This window comes from Sphingomonas sp. AP28, from assembly GCF_056680455.1.
The window spans coordinates 1,225,127-1,249,900 of record NZ_CM155283.1; the positions used below are offsets into that span (position 1 = coordinate 1,225,127).

General features: G+C 66.0%; 26 protein-coding genes and 1 pseudogene. 8 read left to right on the forward strand and 19 right to left on the reverse strand.

The features are described 5' to 3' along the window. Positions 1–5: 5 nt before the first annotated feature. The 4 genes and pseudogenes from erpA to AC1MH0_RS05555 form a co-directional block, all read right to left on the reverse strand. Entirely contained in the window at positions 6–344 is a 339-nt protein-coding gene (gene erpA, locus AC1MH0_RS05540) for an iron-sulfur cluster insertion protein ErpA (protein WP_480965052.1), read from the reverse strand. Positions 345–391: 47 nt separating this feature from the next. Then, positions 392–988: pseudogene (locus AC1MH0_RS05545) on the reverse strand (M23 family metallopeptidase); the annotation flags it as partial. Between the two features lie 443 nt (positions 989–1,431). After that, a complete protein-coding gene (locus AC1MH0_RS05550; protein WP_480965053.1) occupies positions 1,432–1,884 on the reverse strand; it encodes a peroxiredoxin in 453 nt (150 codons plus the stop codon). Continuing rightward, positions 1,877–4,486, reverse strand: coding sequence for a bifunctional [glutamine synthetase] adenylyltransferase/[glutamine synthetase]-adenylyl-L-tyrosine phosphorylase (locus tag AC1MH0_RS05555; RefSeq protein WP_480965054.1), 2,610 nt, complete (start codon positions 4,484–4,486; stop codon positions 1,877–1,879). The genes AC1MH0_RS05550 and AC1MH0_RS05555 overlap by 8 nt, the downstream gene beginning before the upstream one ends. Positions 4,487–4,637: 151 nt before the next feature. On the opposite strand from AC1MH0_RS05555, the gene AC1MH0_RS05560 reads away from it, so the two are divergent. Further along, positions 4,638–4,820 carry a hypothetical protein gene (locus AC1MH0_RS05560; RefSeq protein WP_480965055.1) on the forward strand — a complete coding sequence of 61 codons (183 nt, stop codon included), beginning with the start codon at positions 4,638–4,640 and terminating at the stop codon, positions 4,818–4,820. A gap of 25 nt (positions 4,821–4,845) precedes the next feature. On the opposite strand, the gene AC1MH0_RS05565 is transcribed toward AC1MH0_RS05560, so the two are convergent. The 3 genes from AC1MH0_RS05565 to AC1MH0_RS05575 form a co-directional block, all read right to left on the reverse strand. Further along, positions 4,846–5,493 carry a sigma-70 family RNA polymerase sigma factor gene (locus tag AC1MH0_RS05565; RefSeq protein WP_056057495.1) on the reverse strand — a complete coding sequence of 216 codons (648 nt, stop codon included), beginning with the start codon at positions 5,491–5,493 and terminating at the stop codon, positions 4,846–4,848. Positions 5,494–5,589: 96 nt separating this feature from the next. Then, positions 5,590–5,727 carry a hypothetical protein gene (locus tag AC1MH0_RS05570; RefSeq protein ID WP_162236661.1) on the reverse strand — a complete coding sequence of 46 codons (138 nt, stop codon included), beginning with the start codon at positions 5,725–5,727 and terminating at the stop codon, positions 5,590–5,592. A 75-nt stretch (positions 5,728–5,802) separates the two neighbouring features. Continuing rightward, entirely contained in the window at positions 5,803–6,606 is an 804-nt protein-coding gene (locus tag AC1MH0_RS05575; RefSeq protein ID WP_353464037.1) for a response regulator, read from the reverse strand. Positions 6,607–6,954: 348 nt separating this feature from the next. Between AC1MH0_RS05575 and AC1MH0_RS05580 the strand changes: the two genes are divergently transcribed. The 3 genes from AC1MH0_RS05580 to AC1MH0_RS05590 all read left to right on the forward strand — a co-directional run bounded on the left by AC1MH0_RS05580 (position 6,955) and on the right by AC1MH0_RS05590 (position 9,109). Continuing rightward, on the forward strand, positions 6,955–7,044 hold the full coding sequence (locus AC1MH0_RS05580) for a NepR family anti-sigma factor (protein WP_162236688.1): 90 nt from the start codon (positions 6,955–6,957) through the stop codon (positions 7,042–7,044). 86 nt (positions 7,045–7,130) lie between these two features. Continuing rightward, entirely contained in the window at positions 7,131–8,672 is a 1,542-nt protein-coding gene (locus AC1MH0_RS05585) for a sensor histidine kinase (protein WP_480965056.1), read from the forward strand. Between the two features lie 302 nt (positions 8,673–8,974). Further along, on the forward strand, positions 8,975–9,109 hold the full coding sequence (locus AC1MH0_RS05590) for an entericidin A/B family lipoprotein (protein ID WP_056055798.1): 135 nt from the start codon (positions 8,975–8,977) through the stop codon (positions 9,107–9,109). Positions 9,110–9,207: 98 nt separating this feature from the next. Here AC1MH0_RS05590 and tatC read toward each other — a convergent pair whose 3' ends face one another. From tatC to AC1MH0_RS05615, 5 genes are read right to left on the reverse strand one after another with little or no spacing between them, the layout of a single operon-like run. Beyond that, positions 9,208–9,990, reverse strand: a complete 783-nt coding sequence (gene tatC / locus AC1MH0_RS05595) for a twin-arginine translocase subunit TatC (protein ID WP_056057478.1) — start codon at positions 9,988–9,990, stop codon at positions 9,208–9,210. 43 nt (positions 9,991–10,033) lie between these two features. After that, the gene (tatB, locus tag AC1MH0_RS05600; protein ID WP_480965057.1) at positions 10,034–10,558 is read right to left on the reverse strand and encodes a Sec-independent protein translocase protein TatB; all 525 of its coding nucleotides are present in this window, start codon (positions 10,556–10,558) and stop codon (positions 10,034–10,036) included. A 38-nt stretch (positions 10,559–10,596) separates the two neighbouring features. Beyond that, positions 10,597–10,842 carry a Sec-independent protein translocase subunit TatA gene (locus AC1MH0_RS05605; RefSeq protein ID WP_056055794.1) on the reverse strand — a complete coding sequence of 82 codons (246 nt, stop codon included), beginning with the start codon at positions 10,840–10,842 and terminating at the stop codon, positions 10,597–10,599. Between the two features lie 35 nt (positions 10,843–10,877). Further along, positions 10,878–11,480 (reverse strand): SMC-Scp complex subunit ScpB, encoded by a 603-nt coding sequence (gene scpB / locus AC1MH0_RS05610; RefSeq protein WP_480965058.1) that lies wholly within the window; start codon positions 11,478–11,480, stop codon positions 10,878–10,880. After that, the gene (locus tag AC1MH0_RS05615; protein WP_056055791.1) at positions 11,477–12,199 is read right to left on the reverse strand and encodes a segregation and condensation protein A; all 723 of its coding nucleotides are present in this window, start codon (positions 12,197–12,199) and stop codon (positions 11,477–11,479) included. The genes scpB and AC1MH0_RS05615 overlap by 4 nt, the downstream gene beginning before the upstream one ends. A 106-nt stretch (positions 12,200–12,305) precedes the next feature. Between AC1MH0_RS05615 and AC1MH0_RS05620 the strand changes: the two genes are divergently transcribed. Together AC1MH0_RS05620 and map are read left to right on the forward strand one after the other, a co-directional pair. Further along, positions 12,306–12,512: a ParD-like family protein gene (locus AC1MH0_RS05620; RefSeq protein WP_480965059.1), complete on the forward strand. Its 207-nt coding sequence runs from the start codon at positions 12,306–12,308 to the stop codon at positions 12,510–12,512. 1 nt (position 12,513) lies between these two features. Then, positions 12,514–13,287: a type I methionyl aminopeptidase gene (map, locus tag AC1MH0_RS05625; RefSeq protein WP_480965060.1), complete on the forward strand. Its 774-nt coding sequence runs from the start codon at positions 12,514–12,516 to the stop codon at positions 13,285–13,287. Between the two features lie 300 nt (positions 13,288–13,587). Here the strand turns inward: map and AC1MH0_RS05630 are convergent, their stop codons facing one another. From AC1MH0_RS05630 to AC1MH0_RS05640, 3 genes are all read right to left on the reverse strand, one after another. After that, positions 13,588–14,589: a glycoside hydrolase family 3 N-terminal domain-containing protein gene (locus AC1MH0_RS05630; RefSeq protein ID WP_480965061.1), complete on the reverse strand. Its 1,002-nt coding sequence runs from the start codon at positions 14,587–14,589 to the stop codon at positions 13,588–13,590. 38 nt (positions 14,590–14,627) lie between these two features. Further along, the gene (locus AC1MH0_RS05635) at positions 14,628–18,707 is read right to left on the reverse strand and encodes a translocation/assembly module TamB domain-containing protein (protein ID WP_480965685.1); all 4,080 of its coding nucleotides are present in this window, start codon (positions 18,705–18,707) and stop codon (positions 14,628–14,630) included. Positions 18,708–18,769: 62 nt separating this feature from the next. Then, positions 18,770–20,764: an autotransporter assembly complex protein TamA gene (locus AC1MH0_RS05640; protein ID WP_480965062.1), complete on the reverse strand. Its 1,995-nt coding sequence runs from the start codon at positions 20,762–20,764 to the stop codon at positions 18,770–18,772. A gap of 71 nt (positions 20,765–20,835) precedes the next feature. Between AC1MH0_RS05640 and AC1MH0_RS05645 the strand changes: the two genes are divergently transcribed. Further along, a complete protein-coding gene (locus AC1MH0_RS05645) occupies positions 20,836–21,093 on the forward strand; it encodes a hypothetical protein (protein ID WP_480965063.1) in 258 nt (85 codons plus the stop codon). A gap of 239 nt (positions 21,094–21,332) precedes the next feature. Here the strand turns inward: AC1MH0_RS05645 and AC1MH0_RS05650 are convergent, their stop codons facing one another. From AC1MH0_RS05650 to nadC, 3 genes are read right to left on the reverse strand one after another with little or no spacing between them, the layout of a single operon-like run. Next, positions 21,333–22,046, reverse strand: a complete 714-nt coding sequence (locus AC1MH0_RS05650; protein ID WP_480965064.1) for a ribonuclease T2 family protein — start codon at positions 22,044–22,046, stop codon at positions 21,333–21,335. Continuing rightward, complete coding sequence (locus AC1MH0_RS05655; protein WP_480965065.1) at positions 22,043–22,492, reverse strand: hypothetical protein; 450 nt, start codon at positions 22,490–22,492, stop codon at positions 22,043–22,045. Before AC1MH0_RS05655 ends, AC1MH0_RS05650 begins: the two co-directional genes overlap by 4 nt. A gap of 52 nt (positions 22,493–22,544) precedes the next feature. After that, positions 22,545–23,396: a carboxylating nicotinate-nucleotide diphosphorylase gene (gene nadC, locus AC1MH0_RS05660; RefSeq protein ID WP_480965066.1), complete on the reverse strand. Its 852-nt coding sequence runs from the start codon at positions 23,394–23,396 to the stop codon at positions 22,545–22,547. A gap of 165 nt (positions 23,397–23,561) precedes the next feature. Here nadC and AC1MH0_RS05665 point away from each other — a divergent pair, with 165 nt between their 5' ends. Then, on the forward strand, positions 23,562–23,714 hold the full coding sequence (locus tag AC1MH0_RS05665; RefSeq protein WP_480965067.1) for a hypothetical protein: 153 nt from the start codon (positions 23,562–23,564) through the stop codon (positions 23,712–23,714). Between the two features lie 69 nt (positions 23,715–23,783). Here AC1MH0_RS05665 and nadA read toward each other — a convergent pair whose 3' ends face one another. Continuing rightward, positions 23,784–24,767: a quinolinate synthase NadA gene (nadA, locus tag AC1MH0_RS05670; protein WP_480965068.1), complete on the reverse strand. Its 984-nt coding sequence runs from the start codon at positions 24,765–24,767 to the stop codon at positions 23,784–23,786. Positions 24,768–24,774: the final 7 nt, after the last annotated feature.

Genomic DNA, 24,774 nt, shown 5'->3' on the forward strand with positions numbered 1-24,774 from the left:
CAGTCTCAGACCGAGAAGCTGGAGCCGCAGCCGCAACCCGATGCGGCATTGGGGTTCTCGACCTTAAATGCCGCACCGGCGAGCGACTCGACGTAATCGACCGCGCAGCCACGGACGAGATCGATGCTGACGCTGTCGACGACCAGCTTCACGCCGTCATGCTCGGCGATCACGTCGTCGGACTCGACCGAATCGGCGAACCCGAACTTGTACTGGAACCCGGAACACCCGCCGCCGTCGACCGAGAGTCGCAGGATCGCCGGCTTCCCCTGCTTGACGGCGATCGCCGCGACGCGCGCCGCAGCGGAGGGGGTGAGGATGATGTCGTGGACCAGCGTTGCCATGCGCTGGAGATAGGGGGTTGCGGTAGCGGCGGCAACCTTGGGGTTGATCAGTCCTGCGCGGCGGGGCCGCCTGTCGAGACGGGGATCGCGTTTACCGAGCGGTCCTGCGCGGCGAGGAGATAATCGGCGGTCGTCAGGAACGGCACCGGGTTGACCGCGTGGCCGTCGATGCGGACTTCATAGTGAAGGTGCGAGCCGGTCGAGCGGCCGGTCGAGCCCATCAGCGCGATCAACTGGCCGCGAACGACGCGCGCGTTGTCGCCGACGAGGATCTTCGACAGATGGCCGTAGCGCGTCGCGATGCCCTTGCCGTGGCTGATCTCGACCATATTGCCGTAGCCGCCCTGGCGACCGGCGTGTGCGATGATGCCGTCGGCGGTGGCGTAGATCGGCGTGCCGACCGGGCCTGGAATGTCGACGCCAGCATGCATCGCCGCGGTGCCGCGGAACGGGTCGGAGCGAATGCCGAAATTGCTGGTGAACGAAAGCGAGTGGACCGGCTGAACCGACGGGATCGCGATCACACCCTGCTGCGTCGCATCGAGCTTCTTCCAGGTCTGGAACAGCGTGCGGAACTGCGCGTCGGCGCGGAGATCGGCGGTCGCTTCCTCGGTGTTCGCGGCAATCATCGGGCCACCGGTCGCAGCGACGTGGTGCGCTACCTTGGAGGCGACGACCTGAGCCTCGGCAGTGGCGCCGACCGTGGCCATCCCCATTACTGTTGCAGCGACCGCCAAACGGCGAAACGTGAACGACTTGGACACCATCGACACGGCCTTGAGGCGCGTCACGATGGCTGCTGCGGTAAATTCGACCATTGGTCCCCGACACAAAAATGCAGGGCCGTTCGCTTCAAGGCGGACGGCTCCGAAACTCTGTCCTGACTCGCAGCCCCTCCGCGCACCAGACAGTGTGGGTTAGGCCGGATACCGCCGTTCCGGGCAATAGCCCCGCACGGTCGGCGCGGCGGAGCGGCAGGTTGATGCGGCGAGTTGATGCAAATTGGGACGATTGCGAGGGAACAGGAAGCCGCCGACGACATCGGATGTGAAATGTCGGCGAATCTCCGAACGTTACTGCGGGCTGTTCAGAGCGCCTTGGCGGCGGCCAGAACCGCCCCGGCATGGCCGGCCACGCGGACCTTGTGCCAGCCCTTCGCCAGCGTGCCGTCGGCGCCGAACAGGAACGTCGCACGCTCGATGCCCATGTACTTGCGACCGTACATCGCCTTCTCGACCCACACGCCGAAAGCCTCGCAGGCAGCACCTTCGACATCGCTGGCAAGCCGGACCGCAAGTTCATGTTTTTCCGCGAATTTTGCGTGCGACGCGGTGCTGTCCTTCGAGACGCCGACGACGGTTACGCCTGCCGCTGAGAACGCGTCAGAGAGTGCGGAGAAGTCCTTCGCTTCGGTGGTGCAACCGGCCGTGTCGTCTTTCGGGTAGAAATACACCACCAGCGGCGCGCCGAGGCTCGCGAGCGAAACCACGGCGTCATCGATCGTCACCGATACGTCGGGGATCTTCGAACCTTCATCCATGCTGCTCTCCCGTCACCTGCGCCCAAAACCGGCGCACCTCCTGCCGCGTCGTTTCCAGCGTGGCAACTACCGCTGCCCAGTCCGCCACCCCGATCGCGCGCGCGATGAGATCCTCCGTGGCATGCCCCGGCGGCGAGGCATCGGGCGCGACAAGCCGCAGCGTCACGAGCAGGCGCGTGAGGACATCATGCGCCGGGCGGAGCGACGGCGGGACTAGCCCTTCCCGGATCAATGCATCGATCGCGCCGCCTAGATTGGGATCGAAGCCGGCCCTGTTCACGAGCTGGACGACGTGGGTGGCGAATTCGAGATCGACTAGGCCGCCGGGCAGCAGCTTGGCGTCGAGTGCCCCCTTGGGCGGTTTGTGCGCGGCCATGTCGCTGCGCATCGTCCCAGCGTCGGCGATCACGTCGCGCGCCGGTCGATCGCCTTGGAGCACGCCGCGGACGATCGCCGCCACCGCATCCCGAGCTTCGGTCGATCCGAATACCGGGCGGGCGCGGGTGAGCGCCATGTGCTCCCAGGTCCAGGCATCCTCGCGCTGGTAGCGGGCGAAGCTGTCGAGCGTGACGACCAGTGGCCCCTGCCCGCCCGATGGCCGCAACCGGGTGTCGATCTGGTACAGCGGACCCGCGGCGGTCGCGACCGACAGCGCGCCGGTCAGCCGCTGTGCGAGACGGTTGTAATAGAGTGTGGCGCCGAGTGGTTTCGGACCATCGGACTCCGCCGAGAAATCGCCGGTAAACAGATAGATGAGATCGAGATCCGAGGCGTGGGTCAGCATCGCGCCGCCCATCCGTCCTAGCGCCAGCACCACGAGTTCGCTGCCCGGCACGTGGCCATGCACCTTGGCGAATTCGTCGATCGTCGCGCAGGCGAGGACGCCGATTGCCGCCTCCGCGACGCGTGCATAGCCTGCCGCGACATCGAGCGGATCGGACGCACCGGCGACGATCTGTGCCCCAAGCGCGAATCGAAGCTCGCCGACGACGCGGCGGACATGGTCGAGCCTGGACTGATAGTCGCCACCTGCCTCGCCCGCGCGCATGGTCTCTTCCAGCGCCGCGACGTCGCCGACCGGCTCGAACGCGGTCGCATCGATCAGCCCGTCGAGCAGATCGGGGCGACGCCCGAGATCGTCCGCGAGCGTGGGCGCGTGGCTGAGGATGGCAGCGAGCAACGTTGCTAGGCCCGGCCTTGCCTCCAACAAGCGGAAGATGTTGATGGCGCTCGGCAGGCGTTCGAGCAGCGCATCGAGCCGGAGTAGCGCCGCCTGCGGGACGGGCGCAGTTGCCAGCGCGGGGACGAGCGTGGGCAATACCGCCTCCAGTGCCTCACGCGCGGCCGGACTGCGCAGCGCGGGATAGGCGCCCCCTCGCCATGCCTCGATCCGCCGACGTGCCGATTCGGGCTCGTCGAACCCCGCCGCAGCTAGGTCGGCTTCTAGCGTCACCGCGTCATGCGAGAAGGCCGGGCGGACAGTATCGTCGAGCGCGTCGTAGATCCGGCCGGTCGCGGTGACGCGCGGTTCTAGCATAGCCAACAGAGCGCCCGAATCGTCCAGCCCGTGCAATTTCGCCACGCGGTCGAGCGCGTCGCCGGTCGGCAAGGCGTGCGTCTGGCGATCGTCGATCATCTGAACGCGGTGCTCGATCGTTCGGAGCAGCGTGTAGCCGTCGATCAACGCAGTCGATTCGTCGGTGCCGATCCATCCTGCTTCGGCCAGCCGGGCGAGTGCATCGCGGGTGGCAGGCGCGCGCAGGGCGGGATCGCGACCGCCGTGGATCAGCTGGTGGATCTGCGCGAAGAACTCAGCCTCGCGGATGCCGCCGCGCCCACGCTTGAGATCATAGCCGGGGCCGAATACCTGGCCTTGCGAATGATGATCGCGGATGCGGGCGGAGATGCCGCGGATCTCGCCGATCGCGCCGAAATCGAGCGCGCGACGCCACACGAAAGGACGGATCGCATCGAGGAACCGCTGGCCCAGCGCGACATCGCCCGCTGCGGCGCGCGCTCGAATGAAAGCGGCACGCTCCCATGGCAGCGCCTGTGCCTCGTAGTAGCCGATCGCCGCATCGACCGGCAACGCGATCGGGGTGATCTCGGGCGATGGCCGCAGGCGGAGGTCGACGCGCAGGACATAGCCGTCGCCGTCACGCGCCTGCAGCAGTTCGACGACTCGCTTGCCGATCCGAACCGCCGCCTCTTCCGGCTCCTCGCGTGGACGTCGGGGCAGCGTCGCCGGGTCGAATAACAGGATCGGATCGATGTCGGACGAGTAGTTAAGTTCGCTGCTGCCCTGCTTGCCGAGCGCGATCGCGACGAAGCCGCGCGGTTCGGCGCCGGGGGTCCGCTCCTCGATCGCGGTGCGGATCGCGGTGTCGAGCGCATAGTCGGCGAAGCGGGTCAGCGCGCCGGTCACCGCGGTGAGATCGAGAACACCCGCCAGATCGCCGATCGCGACGTTGAGCGCCATCGCGCGTCGCTCGATCCGCAGGCGACGCGCGACCGGCATGTCGGCTTCGGCACTCGACACGGAGAGGTCCAGCTTGCCGGCCGTCAGCGATCGCGCCAAGTCCGGCTCACGGTTGAGGACCATCGCCAGGAATGGGGACCAAAGTCTTGCGCGGTCGAGCGCGGCGTTTATCGCCAGTTCAGGTGAGACTAAAGCCATGCGTCATCGCTATAATCCGCTGCCTACGCGTGTCACGATAAAGCAACGAAAACGCTAATGGCCCGTTGTAGCGAACATGACTTACGCATTCCTCACGATCAGGCGCGAAGAGAACGGCCAACAGGTAGGGCGCCGCCCCCGCGCAACCGACGTTATCGGTCACGCGCTGCGTGGCGCGTTCGACGACACGTACTCGGTACCCGACGATATGATGATGATGTTGCGTCGACTGGACGCGATGCCGCACCGCTTTAACTGAGCAATGCGGCATAAGTTAATCGGCTTTAGCGACCGCGACTGAGTTCTTCGACATCGCCCATGATCGAATCGAGGGCGGTTTTACTTGTATCCGTCTCATGATCGCGTCGCGATGGTAGCGAACCATCGGTGAGGATCGTTTCGAGGGCAACGCGACCACGCGCAACGCGGCTCTTGATCGTTCCAACGGCAACACTGCAGATTTCGGCCGCCTCTTCATAAGCGAAGCCGCCAGCACCAACCAAGATCAGCGCTTCACGCTGCGGCTGAGGCAGATGCATCAACGCACGCTGCATATCGCCAAGCTCGACATGACGGTCCTGGCTAGCGGGAGCAGCCAGAATGCGGTCGGCGACCAGATCGTCCCACTCACCTTTGAAGCGCGCCCGACGCATCTGTGACAAATACAGGTTGCGAAGGATGATAAACGTCCACGCACGCATGTTCGTCCCGGCCTGGAACCGAAGACGCGCAGCCCAAGCCTTGAGCAGCGTTTCCTGCACGAGATCGTCGGCTAGGTCCCGGCTACCCGACAACGAGCGACCGAACGCGCGCAAATGCGGGATCACCTGGGCAAGCTGAACCTTGAATTCGGCATCCGACAAGGAGACATGCTCGACCGGCTCGACAACATCATCCATTTCGTCGTCCACGGGCGAAGCAGGCTGGGTCATGGTAATCCGATCAATCCCGATAAAACACTGCCGTACACGGACGACAGACATAGGCGCAGGTCGCGGGAAATACCAGCGAACTGCTCATAATCCAGCTCAGCGCAGGATTATAAAGCCAAAGATAACAATGACCAAGACGAGGGAGATCGCCAGGATGTACCGGGTCATGTGCGGCGTGGCGCCAGCCCGTGCATCCTCGGTATCGATATGAATTGGTTCGTTCGGATCAGCCATAATCACCAAACTCGCGAAAAACGTTTTGGGTCCGTAACCGTCTTGCGGTCACGAACCCGGTACGCGCCGTCGCATTCAGGCGGTCGGGACGGTCGCCTGGTCGAAGAACAGTGCCTGGCTGATCGCGGCCTTCACGGTCGACCGCTGGAACGGCTTGGTGATCAGGAACGTCGGCTCGGGACGCTCGCCGGTCAGCAGGCGCTCGGGGAACGCGGTGATGAAGATCACCGGGACCTCGAATTCGGCCAGGATGTCCTTGACCGCGTCGATGCCCGAGCTGTCGTCGGCGAGCTGGATGTCCGCAAGAACGAGGCCGGGACGTGTTTCCATCGCCAGCGCGACGGCTTCGTCACGCGTGACCGCAACGCCGGTGACGTCGTGACCAAGATCGCGGACGATCGTCTCGATATCCATCGCGATGATCGGCTCGTCCTCGATGATGAGAACCTTGGCGCGGGTCTGGTTTTCAATCTCCGACAGCGCGTCCGCGACCAGATCGTCGACTTCGCTGGTATCGACCTCGATCAGATACGCAGCGTCCTCAGGGGTGAAACCTTCCATCGCGGTCAGCAGCAGTGCCTGACGCGACAGCGGAGTCATCCGGGCGAGGCGGGCGCGGGCGACGGCCTCGTGGCCCTCGGCATCGCCGACGCTCTCGTCACCAACCTCGTCGAAGTTCGCCGAGTTCCAGATCGCCTGGAACATGCGGTACAGGCCGAGACGGGGATCGACGTCGCGGGGAAATTCCTCGGGCGCGGCGACGATCGCCTCGAGCGTGGCGCGCACATATTTGTCGCCGTGCATCTGGCTGCCGGTCAGGGCCCGGCCATAGCGCCGCAAAAATGGAAGGTGCGGTGCAAGTTGCTGTCCAAGAGACATGGGTAACGAATACTCCCTGATCCTACGCGGCCCCTCATGTGTCGGGTGGCTCGCGTCATTGCAATGGTGTCGGTCGAAAATGCCCCGTGTCCACGCCATCGTCGCCAGGTATCGGACGCGATCGAGCGGAGATGCGTATTTTTCGCTCGGGTGTGGAACCATCCAGATGCTATTTGGTTTCACGAACATCTTTCGCGAGTGTGTAGTCCGGTGCCCAATGGTGCAGTTGTGCTCGCCATCACATGATTGGTTTGCGTCGTGCAGGGGGAAGTTTTGAGTTTGGGCCACGACACGGAGAAGACAGTGCCTGCAGCGAAGCCCGCCAAGGTCCCTGATAAGGATCAACAAATGGGTTCGGCGCTACGCTCGGTATACCAGAAGACCGTGGACGAGACGATCCCGGACGACTTGCTCGAACTCCTCGGCAAGCTGGACTGACGGTGGGCCGCGAGCCCATAGTGACCGCTCCAGATACGACCTCCCCGGAGCCAGCGCCGCTAAATAAACGCCGCCTGCTGTCCGCGATGGGCAGTTTACCGACCGGCGCAAAACTTTTCCTGATTATCAGTGCGGCTCTATTGCCGTTGGCCTTGATCGCTGTGTTTGCCACGTTGCAGACCACGCGACTTGCCGACGCTGAGGCTCGTGCTCGGTTGCGCGTGACGGCGGACGAAAGCGCGCGCGCCATCGCGATCGAACTGGTTGGTGACATGACCGCGCTTCGGGTGGCGGTGAACGCGCTCGGAACAGATCCTGCCGATGCCCCGAGTTGCGCGCGCGCTCAGGGCGTATTTGCGCAACAATCCTCTGCCGGTACGCGCTTCATCATCACCGAGCGCGCCGGCCATGTCTTGTGCGGCGTTCCGCTGCCCAACCCGGTGACCGTACGGCAAGACAACATGCCCGTCGCGGCAGCGATCGTCCCCGACAATGGACTGATCCTCGCGATTTCCGGACCTAGCGGCGACACATCTGCCCGCGCCTTCTTCCCACGCGCGTTCCTGGAAAAGATCGGGCGCCCCTCGACGCGCGCGTCTGCGTTCAGCAGCGCGATCGTGCTCGACGAGGACGCGCTTCACCTCGAGACGATCGCCGACGAGCGCCCGCTCGATCGCATGGAGACGATGCGGACCGAACTCGGCGTCGCCGGACTCGCGTTGCGGACCAGCATTCGCAGTGCGCCGGTGACGTCGTCGCTGATCGTGGCGATGCTGTTGCCGTTGCTGATGTGGATCGCCGCGGCGAGCATCGCGTGGTTCGTGGTCGACCGGCTTCTGATCCGCCCGCTCCGCCGCCTGCGCGGTGCGGTCGCCGCCTTCACGCCTGGCGAGGAACTCGACTTCGGCACCGTCCACACGTTGCCCGCCCAGGAAATTCGCGAACTCGGAGAAACCTTCCAGTCGATCAGCCGGACGGTTGCTTTGCACGAGGCCGGCCTTGCCGAAGGGCTCGTGCGCCAGACCAAGCTGACCCGCGAAGTGCACCACCGCGTGAAGAACAACCTTCAGGTCATCTCCAGCCTGATCAACTTTCACGCCCGCAGCGCCCCCAGCCCTGACGCCACCGCAGCTTACTCGTCAATCCAGCGTCGCGTCGATGCGCTGGCCGTGGTCCACCGCAATCACTTCGCCGAGCTCGAGGAAAATCGTGGGTTGAACCTGCGGACGATGATCGGCGAGCTTTCCGCCAATATCCGCGCGACCGCGTCGGATCGCTCGCACGGGCTCGGAATCACGCTGGATATCGATCCGTATCTGGTCAACCAGGACGTCGCGGTCGCGTTGGCGTTTCTGGTGACGGAGACGATCGAACTGGCGATGAGCTGCGATCCAGCTGCGCAGATCAGGATCGTGGTGAAGCCGGCCGACAAGCTTGCCGACAAGCCGGACCGGGCGGTTGTCCGCGTCGTTTCGCGCGCCCTGGTCGAGAGCGACGCGTTTCGAGAGGCCCTGTCGCGCTATGGTCGCGTCATGGAAGGTCTGTCCCGCCAGTTGCGGTCGCCTCTCCACCACGATCCACTGGTCGGCGCGTACGAGATTGCTTTCGCCATTACGGGGCGCGACTAGGTCTGTTGCCGAAATCGGCTGATCGAAATCAAACGATCCATTTAATTGAATAGATTCGAAGAAAAGCGGGAACCGACCATCGCCGTTGCCGTTCTACACTTCGGATAGCGACTTTATGCCCCCCCGCTCTCGCTATCCAGAACACAGGCCCGGTAGCACACCCTCCCCCCTTGGTGATGCTGCCGGGCCTTTATTCCGAAAATAGCCTTTTCTCACCGTGCGTTGGTTCCAGCGGCGGAACGAATGGCGCCACCGAACATTCCCCCTCCCGTGGCATTCAAGCCCTTCTAGGAGGAAGTATCATGCGTAAGTTGGTTGGACTGGCGATTGTAGCCAGCGCTTTGATGGTGTCGGCATGCAACACGGTCGAGGGCGCAGGCAAGGACGTGGCGTCGGCGGGCAAGACCGTTGCGAAGACCGCGGACAACGCCAAGTAAGCCTTTGCGCTTATGATAATGAAAAGGGGCCCGGTGCACATGCACCGGGCCCCTTTTTCGTATCGGCACTGCTATTTGTATAACCGCTGTGGCTCGGGTCAGCTCTCGACGATGTCAGTGGAGTCGCCCTCGACCGCCTTGGCCTTTGCCCGGCTGCGTTCGGTGAACCAGATGCCGATCAGCGCGAGTTCGTAGAGGATCACCAGCGGGATCGCGAGAAGCAGCTGCGAACCGATATCCGGCGGCGTCAGCACGGCGGCAATCGCGAACGCCGCGACGATCGCATAGCGCCGCGCGCCGATCAGTTGCTTGCGCGTGACGATCCCTGCCCGCTCCAGCAGCATCAGCAGGACCGGCAACAGGAACGAGATGCCGAAGCCGAACAGGAACTGCATCGTGAACGAGAGGTAGTTGCCGATCGCCGGCAGCGCCTCGCGGTGGATTCCGCCGACCATTCCGTCGAACCCGAGCAGGAAGTGCAGCGCCATCGGAATCGCGACGTAATAGGCCATCGCGGCGCCCGTCAGGAACAGGACCGGCGTGGCGAGGATGAACGGCAGCAGCGCGCCGCGTTCCTTCTTGTACAGGCCCGGCGCGACGAACTGCCACACCTGGTTCGCGATGACCGGGAATGACAGCATCATCGCAGCGAAGAACGCGACCTTGATCTGGACGAAGAACGCCTCGAAGATCTCGGTATAGATCACCTTGTTCTGACCCGCCGCGAGCAGCGGGTGAACCAGGAAGCCGAAGATATTCTCGGCAAAATACATCGCCACCGCGAACGTCACAACCAGCGCAGCGATGCAATAGAGCAACCGCCGCCGCAGCTCGATCAGATGGTCGAGCAACGGCGCCCGGCTTTCGTCGATCTCGCTCATGTCTGGCTTTCGGCGTTATGGAGGATAGTCACGGCCGCTGCGTTCACGATGACGCCACGTCGGACTTGCCTGTCTTGTCGTCGGGTTGGGGCGCGGTCGTGGCCGGCGTATCCAGCGGTCCGTCGGACAGGTCCGGACCGCGATCCGCCAATGGCTTATGCTCCTGCTCGGCCGGTACCGGCGAAGCGTGCCCGGACGCGGCAGCCACCACGGGTTTCTCAACCATCACCGGCTCGTCGGTATGATCGACGGACCGATAATCGCGGCGGTGCTCCTCCGTCTCCGGCGAGTGCACCACCTGCGTGGTATCGGCCGTCGAGTCCGTGCCCGTCTGCGGATGCTCACGCATGATGCGTTCGTTTTCCGACGCCCAGCGCTTTTCCATTTCCTCGAGTTCGGCCTCGCGGACCATCGAATCGAAGCCCGAGCGGAACTGCCGCGCGACGCCGCGCGCCTTGCCGACCCAATAGCCGACCACGCGCATCGCCTTGGGCAGGTCCTTCGGACCTATCACGACGAGCGCGACGAAGGCCACGAGCAGAAACTCGGAGGGCGCGATATCGAACATTCAGCCGCGCCTATCTAGGGTCGTCAACTCTGCCGGCTTCAGGCAGGACGGTCGTCGCGGACGCGATTGCCGTCGCGATCGAACGCGGGATCGGCAGTCTTCTGCGCTTCGATCCGTGCCGATGGCTTGGCCGGCGTCTCGTCGTCGTTCTCGGACATGCCCTTCTTGAAGTTCTTCACGCCCTTGGCGACGTCGCCCATCAGGTTCGAGAATCGGCCGCCGCCGAGAAGGAGGATCGCGACGACCGCGAGAACGAGCAAGTGAATCGGGCTAAAACCGCCCATGGCAATTCTCCTGGAAACTGAACCCTATCTAAGCCTCATCCCGCCGCTTTGCCAGCCACCTCGCCATCCCCACTGTCATCTTCGCTATCTTCGAGGCGATCGAAGGCGAGATCGACCGGATCGAGCAGCCCCGCAGCACGCAGATCGTCGATGCCGGGAAGGTCGCGGCGGCTCTGGAGGCCGAAATGGACGAGGAATGCAGGCGTGCTCGCGAACATTAGCGGGCGTCCCGGCACTTCGCGCCGCCCGGCCGGCTTCACCCAGCCCGCTTCCATCAGGACGTCGAGCGTCCCCTTCGAGATCTGCACCCCGCGAATCGCCTCGATTTCCGCGCGGGTCACGGGCTCGTGGTAGGCGATGATCGCCAGCGTCTCGATCCCCGCGCGGCTGAGCTTGCGCGGTTCCTCGCGGTCGCGGCGCAGCATGTGCGCCATGTCGGGTGCGGTCTGGAACTGCCATCGGTCGCCGCGTCGGACGATGGCGATGCCGCGGCCGGCATAGTCGGTGGTAAGTTGGTCGAGTGCCGCGCGGACGTCACCGGTGCCGACATGCGCGCGGATCGCGTCGAGCGTCAGCGGAGTCTCCGCCGCGAACAGCACCGCCTCGACGGCGCGCGTGAAGTCGTCGGGCGGGGTCACGCGCGGGCTCTCAGATACAGTGGCGCGAAGGGTGACGCCTGGCGCAGTTCGATCTTCCCCTGCCGCGCGAGTTCGAGCGCCGCGACGAAGCTCGACGCGAGTGCCGATCGCCGTAGACGTTCGCCCGCTTCGGGGAGGAAGCTCTCAATCACGCTCCAGTCGATCCGCTCGCCGACCAGCATCGACACGCGCTCAAGCGCTGCCTCCAGCGTCATCACCTCGCGGTCGGCGACGACGTGCATCACCGGCCGCGTCCGCGCGGAAATGCGACCGTACGCGGCGATCAGGTCGAAGATCTCGGCCTGCCATGCGGCCTTGCGCACTGTCCGTAGCCCTTCGGGCGCGCCGCGCAGGAACACGTCGCGCCCGGTGCGGTCTCGCGCCATCAGCCGCGCACCGGCCTCGCGCATCGCGCTCAGCCGTTCGAGCCGCAGTTGCAGCCGCAGCGCCAGTTCCTCGGGATCGGGCTCGGCGAGCGGGTCGCGTGGCAGGAGCAACGCCGACTTCAGATACGCCAGCCATGCCGCCATCACGAGATAGTCGGCGGCGAGTTCCAGCTTCAGCGCGCGCGCGGAGTCGACGTACGCCAGATACTGCTCGACCAGCGCGAGGATCGAGATTTTTCGCAGATCGACCTTCTGCCCGCGCGCGAGCGAGAGCAGCAGATCGAGCGGCCCCTCCCATCCGTCGAGATCCAGGGTCAGTTGGGCATCGTCCATTGCCGGACGCTACAGCGCGCGCTGCCGAGCATCCACCCTCCACGTTTGACGACCGACCATATGGACCGTAGACGTTTCATATGGTCACGGCGGATGTGGGGTTTGAATGGGTATCGTGAAGATCGACGACGCGCTGCACGAGGACGCGCGGCGGGCGAGCCAGGTGCTGTGCCGGTCGATCAATGCGCAGGCGGAGTTCTGGATGAAGATCGGCATGCTCGCCGAGGCCAACCCGACGCTGTCGTTCAACGATATCGTCACCGCGCAACTCGCCGCGGCCTCGGTGCGCGTCGCCGACAGAACGGCAGCCTGAGATGGTGAAGACGCCGGCCGAACTGGCGCTGATGCGCGTGTCGGGCGCGTTGCTGGCATCGGTGTTCGAGATGCTCGACGAGCAGGAGCTGGCGGGGCTGTCGACGTTGCAGGTCAACGACATGGTCGATCGCTACATCACCGACGACCTCGCCGCCCGGCCCGCGAGCAAGGGGCAATATGGCTTCGAATATGTCCTGAACAGCTCGATCAACCACGTCGTCTGCCACGGCGTGCCGAACCCACGCGACATCATCCGCGACGGCGACATCGTCAATCTGGACATCACGTTGGAGAAGAACGGGTTCATCGCCGATTCGAGCAAGACGTATATGGTGGGCACCGTTCCGACCGCTGCGAAGCGCCTCGTGCGGGTCGCGCAGGAGGCGATGTGGCAGGGCATTCGGCAGGTCCGGGCGGGCGTGCATCTCGGCGATATCGGCTTCGCGATCGAGCGGCATGCGAAGAAGCACGGCTACGCGGTGGTGCGCGACTATTGCGGGCACGGCATCGGTCGCGAGATGCACGAGGAGCCGCAGGTGCTCAATTTCGGACGCGCCGGGACGGGCATGACGCTACGCGAGGGGATGGTGTTCACGATCGAGCCGATGATCAACCAGGGGACGCGCAAGGTGTCGACCAAGGATGACGGGTGGACCGTGGTCACCGACGACGGCAAGCTTTCGGCGCAGTTCGAGCATACGGTGGCGGTGACGCGCGGCGGGGTCGAGGTGCTGACGTTGCGCGGGGATGAGCGGGCTCGGAGGTTGGGGTGATCGCGGGGTTCGCGACCGGTCAACTCATTCCGTTCGTGCTGAGTAGCGACTGAGTAGGCTCGTCAGAGCCGTACCGAAGGCGCGTATCGAAGCACAGGTTCCCCGCGCCAACCCGTCCTTCGATACGCCGCTTCGACAAGCTCAGCAGCTACTCAGGACGAACGGGGGCCCCTCCACCAACACCACCCCGGCGAAGGCCGGGGCCCAGTTGGAGAACGGTACTGACTACCGTTGCACTTCGTTACTGCGACCTTTCCAACTGGGCCCCGGCCTCCGCCGGGGGGGGATGATGGGCTAGAGTCAGCCGCGCGCCAACAGCGCATCGCGCGTTGCGATCAGTTCTGCGAAGTCACCCTTGGCCGCGCCGACCGACGCCATCGCCCGATCGAGCCTCCCACGCGACGCTTCCGAAATCTCCCCCAGCCGCCCGGCGATCTCGACCATCTCGTCCATCCGGGCCCAGCAATCGAGCACGAGGTCGCACCCCGCCGCGATCGCGCCCGCTGCCTTGTCGCCGGCGGTGCCGGACAGCGCCTTCATGTCGATGTCGTCGGTCATCAGGAGACCGTCGAAGCCGATCCGTTGACGGATGATCTCGTCGATCACGATCGGCGACAGCGTCGCGGGGCGGTCGGCGTCCCAGGCGTCGAAGACGATGTGCGAGGTCATGCCCATCGGCGCCTGGTTGAGCGTGCGGAACGGTTCGATGTCGACCTCGAGGTCGGCGTCGGTCGCGGTGACGGTCGGGAGGTGGTGGTGCGTGTCGACCTTCGCGCGGCCGTGGCCGGGCATGTGCTTGACGACACCGACCACGCCGCCTTCCGCCAGCCCTTCGAGCGTCGCGCGGCCGAGCGCCGCGACGCGCATGGGGTCGGAACCGAACGTGCGCGAGGCAACGGCGTCGGTCGTATCCGGCTGCGACACGTCGAGCAGCGGCAGGCAGTCGACGGTGATTCCGACCTCGCTGAGCATTACGCCGAGGGCCTGCGCGTTGGCGCGTGCCGCCTGGATCGCGGTCATCGGCGCGCGTTCATAGGCTGCATCGAACACCGGGCCGGCAGGGAATACGGGCCATTCGGGCGCTCCCATCCGCGCGACGCGGCCGCCCTCCTGGTCGATCAGGATCGCCAGGTCCTGGCGTCCGGCCAGCGCGCGGAGCGAGTCCGTGAGCGCCCTCACCTGCGCGCGGTCGACGATGTTGCGCTTGAACAGGATGTAGCCGGCGGGTTCGCACTCGGCGAAGAACGCGCGTTCGGCGGGGGTGAGGACGGGGCCGGACAGGCCGAAGATGACGGGCTTCATGCGTTCTTCCTAGCGAAACCGGCGTGCGCGATCATCCTTCAATAATCCTTCGACACGCGGACGTTAGCGCTCTGCCGGCCGAGCGTGGAGATGCTCGACAGCAATGACAGCCAGCGCGTGACCTGGAACTCGACCTGCGTGGCGGAATAGCCCTGACCGTCGGTCACAATCTCAGCATACAGGCGCCGCGTGACGTATTTGCCCGCCGCGATCGAGGTGCCCTGGCCGGTCTGCGGATCGGCGGGAAGGATGCGCAGGCGGTCGAGCCCGGCCGCGCGGCGCACCGCGTTGATTGGGTTCAAGCCGCTGCCACCGCCCTGCAACGCCGCGACTGCCGCAGCCAATTGGAGAGCCTCGGGCGCGGACAGGTTCGTAATCGAGGTGCCGAACAGCAGCCGCGAGAGCAGTTCGTCCTCGGGCAGCGCGGGCGTGCTGGTGAAGCCGATCTCGGGTTTGAGCGCATAGCCGGTGACCCGGATCGATGCGCTCAAACCCGTCGAGTCCGCGTTCGCCTCGATATCGAGTGCAGGGTTCGCGGGCACCTGCCCGTCGAAGCGGATCACGCCGCGCGCCAGCTCGAACTGGCGCCCCGCGAACTCGTAGTCGCCGCGGATCAGCGTGGCGCGGCCGGTGATCGCCGGGTTCTCGGGCTGGCCGGCGATCTGGAGGTTGGCGGACCATTCGCTGGTGAGGCCAAGCCCGCTGACCATCACTTGGTTCGGCGCGCGGGCCTTGATCGCCAACGTCCACGGCTTGGTCGGGGTCGCGACTTCCTCGCCGCCGTCGGGCAGGTTGATCTCGCGGATGTTGAGCTGGGGGACGGCGCTGGCAGCGGTGGCCTGGCCGAGGCGGTAGCGGCTCTTGTCGAGCACGACATCGCCCGCGATCGTGCCACCCGAGCCATTCGACTTGAACGTTAGCGGCCCGGAGACGGTCGCGCCGATATCGTCGCGGTTGATCATCACCGCCTTGTCGGCCTGGAGCGCTAGGTCGAGGCCGATCCCGGCGGCGGCGGCGAATTCGAACTGGCCTGTACCGGTGACGCGCCCGCCCTTGCCCGCGTCCGCGCCGAACCGGTCGATGACGAGCCGCGAGCCGCCGAACCGGCCGGTCGCCTGGACGTTGGTGAGGACGGTGCCGGTCGTCGCGCTCTCGATCCGCGCGCCGTTGGCCTGGACGACGCCGCGCAGGGTCGGGTTGGCGAGCGTGCCGACGACGTCCGCGCCGATCGCGACCGGGCCGGACAGGTCGAACAGCTCGACCCCGGTGAGACGCCAGAGCGTGTCGGCAGGACCGCTGTAGCGGAGCTGGCCGAACAGGCGGGCGTTGGTGATGCGCGAGGCGAGGTCCCCCTGCCCCAGCGGCGCGAGCTGGGCTTGCGCGCGGCCGATCGTCTTTCCGGCGGACGCGATCACCGCGCGCAGGCCGAGCTTGTCGGGGGAGAGCACCGCCGCGACGCCGACGTCGATCGGGCGCGACGAGAGGACGAGGCCGGCGCGGCTGAGCCCGCGGATCGTCACGTTCGCCTTGCCGGTCGGGGCTGCACCATTCGCGGTAGCGATCGTGAAGCTGCCCGACGCGCTGCCGCTGAGACCGAGCCCGGGATAGGCGATGTCGAGGATCGCGAGCGGCATGCGCGTCAGGCTGGCGTCGATCGCGGTGCTGGCGGCAGTGAAGCGGCCGCCGACCTGAGCCTCGCCGCCCGAGAAGCTGAGCTTGGTCGGCGCCAGATGCCAGCCATCTTCTTCCTGGGTCAAAACCGCCGGCGTGAGCAGTTTAAGCGGGCGGCCGTCGAGCGTGCCTTGCGCGGAGATCGCGTAGCTCGTGGCAGTGACCTGGGTGACGCTCTGGATATCGAACGCGCGGCCGCGGGAGCCGGCGATCGATGCCTTGATCGTGCCGACGCCGCCGCGCAGCGACGCGGAACCGTTGAACCGGGCGAGGCTGAACGTGCCGCGACGCAGGCCGAGACCGGTCGCGGTCGCCTCGATCGAGGTGCCGGCGGGATCGAGCAACGTGACGAAGTCCAACTTGCCCTGGCGGAGCGCGATGCCGTCGAGCGTCGCGGCCTTTGCGGCGAGGTGGCCTTCGATACGCTGGATCTGGCCGACCGGGCGGAACAGGAGTTCACCCGAGATGCCGCCGCCGGCAACCGCAAGCGCGCCGTTGAAGCCGCCATCGACGACCGCGATGTTACCGCTCGCCTTGGTGCCGGCAACGTTCAGCGCGGCGATGGCGATCGTCGCATCGGCGCCGGGCGGCAACAGGATCGCGCCGTTGGTGGTGAACGGCCCGAGCCGCGATCCGCCCGCCGCGGTGAACGCGAAACCCTGCGGCGTCGGGTCGAGACGCGCGCGAACGTTCGACAGCCCGAGCGTCGCGTTGGGGCTGGCGAAAACGAGGTCGAGCGTCGGCTTTTCGATCTGGCCGTCGAGTTTCAGCGTCACCGGGCCGTAAGTCTGCTGGCGCCCGCCGCCCTCGAAATGGAAAGTGCCGTCGCGACGACGATAGCCGTTGCCGGTCAGCCGGATCTGCGGCGCGGTGAGGACGAGGTTGGTCAAGTGCAGCACGCCGTCGGTGGTGCGTTCGAGGTTGGTGGTGATCCGCGGCAGCCCGCCGGCGAGGCTGCGGAAGAAGGCGTTGTCGAGCCGCACCATCTGCGCGCTGCCCTGACCGATCACGCGCGTGCCGTGGCGGTTCGGGCCGGGGACGACGCGAAGTGTGGACTTCACGTCGACGATGCCGAGGCCGGGGATCAGATAGCGGCCGAGCCCGCCGTTGATGCCGACCTCGAACTGGCCGTTGCGCAGGTCGACCGCGAGATTGATGCTGCCGGTGAGCTTGTCCGAGCGGAGCCTGAGCGCGTCGCCGGTGAGCAGCGTCGGCGTCACGCGGAGCAGGCCGTCGACCGAAAGGTTGCGCAGGATCCCGCCTGCGACGGTGCCAACGCCAGTCACACGCGCCGCGGTGAAGCGGATCGGGACGGTTACCGGCGCCGCGGACAGGCGGCCCTTGCCGGCGGCGTGCGCGTTCTCGAACCCGGTCTGGTCGAATGCGAACCGGCTGGCGTCGAGGCGATAGTCGAACGCGGCGGTCGCGAACGGGCCGTCCAGGATCGCACGCAATTCCACCACGTTGCCGGTCATGTTGTCGAACAGCGCTGGCGGCCGGAGCAGTCGTGCCTTGATCCGCACGTCGCGGTAGGCGTTGGCTGCGAGGTCGATGATGCCGGTCGTGTCGACCGCCAGCGCGGGCGTGCGCAGCGAGAGCTGGCCGTCGAGACGGCGATTGGCGAACCCGGCGCTGCCGTTGACAAGCACGCGCGGCGCCGTCAGCCGCTGCAGCCGGCCCTTCAGCAGCGAAGACGGCGCGAGCGTGCCCGACAGCGTGTAGCGGCCGGCGACCTGCGCGAGTGCGAGATCGACGACGCGTGTCGTGCCGACGATGCCGTTCGCGCGGCCGCTCCACTTCGCCCAGCTGCCGTCGCCGGTGACCGCGAGCGCGACCGAGCCCCTCGCCTTCACCATCCGCGCGAGCACGCCGCCCGCGGCCCCCTTCGCGGCGACGTCGAGGTCGAAACGGTCGCGTGCGGGCTCGGCGTCGATCCGGAGCTTCAGGTCGTCGCTGCCGGCGACGCGTGCCTTGAGGTCGACGAGTGCGCGGCCGGAGCGGATGTCGGCGCGGCCTTCGAGCGTCCCGATCCGCTCGGTCCCGAGTACGCGCTTCGCCAGCGTGAGGCGGCCGACCGAGAGCTTGCCGATGTGGATGTCGAAGTCGGGCAGGATCGGGCCACGGCTTTTCGACGGGCGCGTGCGCGGGGTGTGCGTCAGGATCGCGCGATCGACGATCAGCCGACGGATCTCCAAGCGGTTCGAGAACCAGTCGAACGGCGACCAGTCGAGCGTGACGTTGGGCGCCTGGAAGACGAGACCCTCAAGATCGTACACGCGGAGATCGGTCAGGCGGGTGTCGCCGTATAGCGAGCCGTCGATCCGACCGACCGTGAAGCGCAGGCCGTTCGCGGTCTTGATCGCCGCGATCCGGTCCGCGACGAAACGGTGGCCGATGTCGGTGTCGACGATCAGCAACGCCGCGCCGACGATCGCGAGCAGCGCCATGACCGCGCTTGCGATCCACCGCCACCAGGCGATCCGGCGCCTTGGAAGAGTGACCTCTTCGGTCAAAACGCCTGTCCCAGCGAAACGTAGACGGCGATGCGGCTGTCGCCGGGTTGTGGGTTGATCGGGGTGCCGACGTCGAGGCGGATCGGGCCGAAGTTTGAATAATAGCGCACGCCGATCCCGGTGCCGTATTGCAGCCCGGTGAACTTCGGCAGCGGGGAGGTGTAGATGTTGCCCGCGTCGAGAAACGGTACGATCCCGAAGCTGCCGAGGACGCGGACGCGCGCCTCGATCGAGAATTCGGTCAGGCTGCGGCCGCCGATCGGGTCGTTGTTCGGGTCGCGCGGGCCGATCGACTGATAGCCGTAGCCGCGCACCGACGCGCCGCCGCCCGCGTAGAAGCGGCGGGAAGGCGCGACCTGATCGCGCGGCGCGCCGACGATGGTGCCGAGCCGGGTACGCGCGGCGAGCACCACCCGATCGCCAAAGGGGCGATAGACGCTCCCGTCGAACTGGGTACGCGCATAGCCGAACACCGAACCTTGCAGCGAGACTTCGGGGCTGAGCCGGCCGCCGAGACGGAAGCCCTTGGTCGGGTTGAGCAAATCGTCCGAGCCGTCGTAGTTGAGGCTGGTCGGTAGTGCGCCGATGAAGAAGGTCCGGCGGCGGGGATCGCCGGTCGAGAGGATCACGTCCTGCTCGTCGGACGCGAGCAGTTCGGCACCGACCGACCACGTCCAGGTCTTCTGGAAGAAGATGTTGGTCTGGCGCTCGAGCGTGCCGGCGAGCGAATAGGTCTTCGCATCGTAGGCGTCGCGGTTGGTATGCGCGGCGGACGCCTGGAGCGTCAGCACCCGGTCTCGCGCCTTGAAGTTGTTGCGGCGGAAGACGACCGAACCGAGCTGTTCCTGCGTTCCCAGCACGCCGCGCAGCGTCAGCGCGCCTTCGGGCGGGAACAGGTTGCGGTGCGTCCAGCTGAGTTCCGCACGCGCACCTTCGCCGGTGCCGTAGCCAAGTTCGCCCGCTATGGTGTGCGGCGGCGCGCGATCGAGCTTTACGGCGATATCGACGGTATCGGGGGTCGCGCCCTGCACTGGCTTGAGATCGACCGCGGAGACGAGGCTGGTCTGGATCAGCGCGCGGCGGAGGTCGTCGAGTTTGGCGGCATCGTATAGGTCGCCAGGCGAGAAGCGCGCGATCTCCGCGACATGGTCCGCGCCGAACACGCGATTGCCGGGTAGCGCGACGACCTGTCCGAACTTGCGCGCGCCGCCGGGTTGGACGGACAGGTCGAGCGTCGCGGTGCGGGTCGCGTGGTCGACGACGATAGCCGGATCGCCGACCTTGGCGAAAGGAAAGCCCTCGCGGCCGATCTGCGTCGTCAGCTTGGCCTGCCCCGCGACGATCGCATCGGAATTGACCGGGTCTTCGGGCTTGATCCCGAACGCAGTCGTCAGGCCTGGTGCCTTGTCACTTGCCGCGGCGATGCCATCGATCGTAACGCCCTTGAATGTGTAGAGCGTACCGGGGGTGGCCGAAAGCACGACCATCGGTTTCGCGCCCGGTTCGACGCGCGTGACGACGTTGGAGTCGTAATAGCCTTCCGCGCGGAGCAGGCTGTTGAGCAGGTCGGCATCTTCGCGGGCGCGGCGATCGAGTTGCGCGGCGTTGGCGGCCTGGTGATCGTTCGCGTCGAGCGTGGACAGTGCGGCGAACCGTTGGCGGAGCAGCGCGTCGTTGATCCCGTCTATGCCGTCGATCCGCCAGGCGTAGCGGCTCTCCGCATTGGCATCGACCGCGGCGACCGTGGCGGCCGGGTCCATCGGCGACATGGCGAGATCGGGCCAGGCGACGCCGATGTCTGGCAGCGGGGCGAGCGGCGAATTGGGGTCGAGCGACATCGGTGTGTCGGCGGTCGGCGTTGCTTGCGTTTGGGTCGACACGGGCGCGGTTTGTGCTCCTGCGGCACGTATGCCCGCGCAAGGTAGGGCACCCGCTGTCGTCAGAACGAAAAAGGCGGCGGCCGGCCCGGCTCGCCCGACGCGGAACACCATGTCCGGCTCCTAGCCGGGCTTGTCGTTGCGGAACAGTATCTAACGCCGTATTTCCGCCACGTTTCGTCGGGGTGCGGATCGCGCTTGGCGGGTGGGTGGCATCTGGCGGCGGCGCGTGGCAGGACATGGCGATGACCGATCCGACTTCCCGCGACACCCTCCCCCCCCACAAGGACCCGAGCGCTGCGGGCGGGTTCCTCGTCGCGCTGGGGATACTGGGCGGTGCGGGGGTCGGCTTTGCGATCGGGCAGGCGACGCCGGGGTTTCTGGTTGGGACTGGGGTCGGCGTGCTGGCGGCGGTGCTGGTTTGGTTGAGGGACCGGCGGTAGAGGGCGCTCCCGCCTGTCCGCCCCCTTTCCGTTCGCCGCTCTTCCGTTCGTCCGTCTTCCGTTCGTCCTGAGTAGCCGGCGAGTAGCTCCAACGGAGCGTATCGAGACGGCGTATCGAAGGACAGGTTGGACGCGGAACCCATGCTTCGATACGCGCCCTCGATACGCTCCTGACGGAGCTACTCGGTCGCTACTCAGCACGAACGGAAAAAATTCCAAATCCTCCGGAAGACTACCGACTACCGACTCCCACGCCAGATCTGGAGCGGGGCGCTCGGGTTCAGTCCGCCCTGATGCACGGGGCAGCGGCGGTAGCGGAAGCGGCGGTCGAGGCAGATCCAGACCTCGTCGAGCCAGCCCTGCTTGGTGGCCGTGACGCGCATCATGTCCGCTTTCAGGCCGGGGTTCACGCCCGCCATCGCAGCCGCGAACCGGCCTGCGGTCAGTGGCGCACGCGACAACGCGTCCATGTCCGGATAGCGGAGCTTGCCATAGAGTCCGGCCGACTGGTTGAAATACTTGGCCGGACGATAGCCGGGCATGCAGGTACCGTGCTTGGCCCACTCATGCTGGAGCAACTGCGCGGACGGCGTCGTGCAGAGATGCGCTCGGATCACGGGCGGCGGCACGAACTCGGCGTCATGACAATATTGCGGCCAGTCCTTGCCGACGCCATCAGGCCATAATCCGTGCAGCGTGAAGCCGAACCGGTTCCCCGCGCCGCACTGGAAGGTCGACCCGGTGCGATCGCCATTCTCACGGCAATATTGCGGCGCCCAGGTGATCGCGAGCGTGTAGCTGCCGATCGGGATATCCCGCTTCGGCTGGCTCTCCGACGGCAGGTCCGGGCGGACGCGCTCGACCGACGTGGGAGTCGAGCATTGATAGGCCTGCGCCTGCACGACACTCGGCAGTGCGATCGCGACGGCGGCGAGGGTCAGCCTGGAGATCATGCGACGTTCCCTCTGTCGGTATCGGTGTCGAAATCGGCGTCATCGTCCTCACCGAACCAAGCCTTGCTGCCGGGCCGGAAAAGCTGGACGGCGGCAGCGACGTAGAGTGCTTCTGCGATGAGCGAGAGGATCGATGCCGTGCCGACGATCGCGCTACCCGTCGCGAGCGCCTGGATGGCGGCCCAGGTCGACAAGGCGGCGAGGATCACGACCACCCATTTCGCGACGACGCTCGGCGCGCGCGCGGTGAAGTACCAGAGCAGCACCGTCACTGCGATCCCGATCGCCTGGAACGTCGGCAAAATCCATGTCGCCTTGGCGAGTACCGGATAGGCGGTGACGATCGCCTCGCGCTGCGTCCAGGTCATCGCCGCGACGACCGTATCCAGTATGAACGCCGCCCAATAGAGGCGCTCGTAGCGAACGATGGCAACCGGCCTGATCATGGTCCTACTCCCTGACCTGGCCAGCCGAAGGCCCGCGCCGGATCTGGCGGAGCTATTCGACGGTCGCGAAGTCCAGCCCTATATCTGCTGCGGGCGCCGACTGCGTCAAGCGGCCGACCGACACATAGGTCACGCCAGATTCAGCAATCGCGCGGATGGTGTCGAGATTGACGCCGCCCGATGCTTCGGTCGGGACACGACCGGCGGCGAGCGCCACCGCTTCGCGCAACATCGCCGGCGGCATGTTGTCGAGCAGCAGGTGGGTCGCGCCCGCCTCCAGCGCCGGCTCGATCTGGTCGATGCGGTCGACCTCGACGATGATCTGCGCGATTCCCGCCGTCTTGGCGCGCCGGACCGCCTCGGCGACACCGCCCGCGACCGCGACGTGATTGTCCTTGATCATCGCGGCATCCCACAGCCCCATGCGGTGGTTCTGCGCACCACCCATCCGGGTCGCGTATTTCTCCAGCACGCGCAGGCCCGGGATCGTCTTGCGCGTGTCGAGCAGGATTGCGCCCGTCCCCTTGATCGCGTCGACATACGCGCGCGTCATCGTCGCGATGCCCGACAGATGCTGGACGGTGTTGAGCGCGGATCGCTCTGCCGTCAGCATCGCGCGCCCTGCCCCTTCGAGCCGCATGAGTTCGGTGCCGGCCGTTACCTGCTGCCCATCGCGGACGAGGCGTTCGATCCGCACGTCCGGGTCCAGCGCGCGGAAGAAGGCTTCGGCAAGGTCGAGGCCAGCGACGACGATCGGATCGCGGCTGTCCATGACGCCGGTGAACCGCGCGTCTGCGGGGATGACCGCGGCCGACGTGATGTCACCGATCGTGCCAAGATCCTCGGCCAGCGTCGCCGCGACGAAGGCGTTGATATCGAACGACTCGGGCAATGCTGTCTTCACCTGGCGTCTCCGGATTGCTGGTCGAAAATATGTTCGGCGCCCGGTGCCAAAAAATCGATCTCCGGGACAGCGACTTTGCACCTCATTCGACTCGCATATTTATTTTGCCGCCATGGAACCATTTGGAACGTCGAGGGTTGCCCGATGACTACCGAGGATATTCTTATGCCCACCACGACGATGGCCGATACCGCACGCCTGCATGCCCTGCTGGACGAAGCGCTTACGCTGGCCGACGCGCTCCAGTTGCCGCTTGCCGCCATCCATATCGATCAGGCGCTTGCCCAGTTGAGCGGTGCCGACGTCCCGGCGCTCTGAGCGCGTCTTGATGTAGACGCGGCGGGCCGGGATCATCCACCCCAGCCGACCGTTTAGTGAAACGCGCCGTCACTTCGGCCCGAGATCACCCTTCCCGACGGTATTCGACGCCATCGACAGCATGCGGTCGAGGCTCTTCTTCGCCTGTAGACGAAGCCCCTCCTCGATCTCGATCCGCGGCGACAGATCGCGTAGCGCGACGTACAGCTTTTCGAGCGTGTTGAGCGCCATGTACGGACAGATATTGCAGTTGCAGTTGCCGTCCGCACCCGGCGCCCCGATGAAGCGCTTGTTCGGGAGCGCCTTTTCCATCTGGTGGATGATGTGCGGCTCGGTCGCGACGATCAGCGTATCGCCCGGCATCGCCAGCGCGTAATCGAGTATCCCGCGGGTCGAGCCGACGTAATCGGCGTGATCGAGGATGATCGGCGGGCACTCGGGATGCGCCACGACGGGCGCGCCGGGATGCTGCGCCTTCAACTTCATCAGCTCGGTCTCGCTGAACGCCTCGTGGACGATACACACGCCCGGCCACAGCAGCATGTCGCGGCCGGTCTTCCGCGCGAGATAGCCGCCGAGATTGCGGTCGGGGCCGAAGATGATCTTCTGCTCGGGCGGGATCTGCGCGAGGATCGTGTCCGCCGACGACGAGGTGACGATGATGTCGGAGAGCGCCTTCACCTCGGTCGAGCAGTTGATGTAGGTCAGCGCGATGTGATCGGGGTGCTTCGCGCGGAAGGCCGCGAACTGCTCGGGCGGGCAGCTGTCCTCGAGGCTGCAGCCAGCGTCCATGTCAGGCAGGATCACGATCTTGTCGGGCGACAGGATCTTGGCGGTCTCGGCCATGAAGCGCACGCCGCAGAACGCGATCACGTCGGCGTCGGTAGCCGCGGCCTTGCGTGACAGGTCGAGGCTGTCGCCGACAAAATCCGCCAGATCCTGAAGTTCGGGCTTCTGATAATAATGCGCGAGGATGACGGCGTTCTTCTCCTTGCGGAGGCGCTCGATCTCGGCGCGTATGTCGATACCGGCGAAGTTCTGCTTCAATTCCATGGTCGTA

What these genes read in the sequence shown, in the direction of transcription:
- erpA (WP_480965052.1), bottom strand. Translation starts at nt 344, where the DNA reads ATGGCAACGCTGGTCCACGACATCATCCTCACCCCCTCCGCTGCGGCG.
- AC1MH0_RS05550 (WP_480965053.1), bottom strand. Translation starts at nt 1,884, where the DNA reads ATGGATGAAGGTTCGAAGATCCCCGACGTATCGGTGACGATCGATGAC.
- AC1MH0_RS05555 (WP_480965054.1), bottom strand. Translation starts at nt 4,486, where the DNA reads ATGGTCCTCAACCGTGAGCCGGACTTGGCGCGATCGCTGACGGCCGGC.
- AC1MH0_RS05560 (WP_480965055.1), top strand. Translation starts at nt 4,638, where the DNA reads ATGACTTACGCATTCCTCACGATCAGGCGCGAAGAGAACGGCCAACAG.
- AC1MH0_RS05565 (WP_056057495.1), bottom strand. Translation starts at nt 5,493, where the DNA reads ATGACCCAGCCTGCTTCGCCCGTGGACGACGAAATGGATGATGTTGTC.
- AC1MH0_RS05570 (WP_162236661.1), bottom strand. Translation starts at nt 5,727, where the DNA reads ATGGCTGATCCGAACGAACCAATTCATATCGATACCGAGGATGCACGG.
- AC1MH0_RS05575 (WP_353464037.1), bottom strand. Translation starts at nt 6,606, where the DNA reads ATGTCTCTTGGACAGCAACTTGCACCGCACCTTCCATTTTTGCGGCGC.
- AC1MH0_RS05580 (WP_162236688.1), top strand. Translation starts at nt 6,955, where the DNA reads ATGGGTTCGGCGCTACGCTCGGTATACCAGAAGACCGTGGACGAGACG.
- AC1MH0_RS05585 (WP_480965056.1), top strand. Translation starts at nt 7,131, where the DNA reads ATGGGCAGTTTACCGACCGGCGCAAAACTTTTCCTGATTATCAGTGCG.
- AC1MH0_RS05590 (WP_056055798.1), top strand. Translation starts at nt 8,975, where the DNA reads ATGCGTAAGTTGGTTGGACTGGCGATTGTAGCCAGCGCTTTGATGGTG.
- tatC (WP_056057478.1), bottom strand. Translation starts at nt 9,990, where the DNA reads ATGAGCGAGATCGACGAAAGCCGGGCGCCGTTGCTCGACCATCTGATC.
- tatB (WP_480965057.1), bottom strand. Translation starts at nt 10,558, where the DNA reads ATGTTCGATATCGCGCCCTCCGAGTTTCTGCTCGTGGCCTTCGTCGCG.
- AC1MH0_RS05605 (WP_056055794.1), bottom strand. Translation starts at nt 10,842, where the DNA reads ATGGGCGGTTTTAGCCCGATTCACTTGCTCGTTCTCGCGGTCGTCGCG.
- AC1MH0_RS05615 (WP_056055791.1), bottom strand. Translation starts at nt 12,199, where the DNA reads ATGGACGATGCCCAACTGACCCTGGATCTCGACGGATGGGAGGGGCCG.
- AC1MH0_RS05620 (WP_480965059.1), top strand. Translation starts at nt 12,306, where the DNA reads ATGGGTATCGTGAAGATCGACGACGCGCTGCACGAGGACGCGCGGCGG.
- map (WP_480965060.1), top strand. Translation starts at nt 12,514, where the DNA reads ATGGTGAAGACGCCGGCCGAACTGGCGCTGATGCGCGTGTCGGGCGCG.
- AC1MH0_RS05630 (WP_480965061.1), bottom strand. Translation starts at nt 14,589, where the DNA reads ATGAAGCCCGTCATCTTCGGCCTGTCCGGCCCCGTCCTCACCCCCGCC.
- AC1MH0_RS05635 (WP_480965685.1), bottom strand. Translation starts at nt 18,707, where the DNA reads ATGGCGCTGCTCGCGATCGTCGGCGCGGCGTTGCTGATCGTCGACACC.
- AC1MH0_RS05640 (WP_480965062.1), bottom strand. Translation starts at nt 20,764, where the DNA reads ATGGTGTTCCGCGTCGGGCGAGCCGGGCCGGCCGCCGCCTTTTTCGTT.
- AC1MH0_RS05650 (WP_480965064.1), bottom strand. Translation starts at nt 22,046, where the DNA reads ATGATCTCCAGGCTGACCCTCGCCGCCGTCGCGATCGCACTGCCGAGT.
- AC1MH0_RS05655 (WP_480965065.1), bottom strand. Translation starts at nt 22,492, where the DNA reads ATGATCAGGCCGGTTGCCATCGTTCGCTACGAGCGCCTCTATTGGGCG.
- AC1MH0_RS05665 (WP_480965067.1), top strand. Translation starts at nt 23,562, where the DNA reads ATGCCCACCACGACGATGGCCGATACCGCACGCCTGCATGCCCTGCTG.
- nadA (WP_480965068.1), bottom strand. Translation starts at nt 24,767, where the DNA reads ATGGAATTGAAGCAGAACTTCGCCGGTATCGACATACGCGCCGAGATC.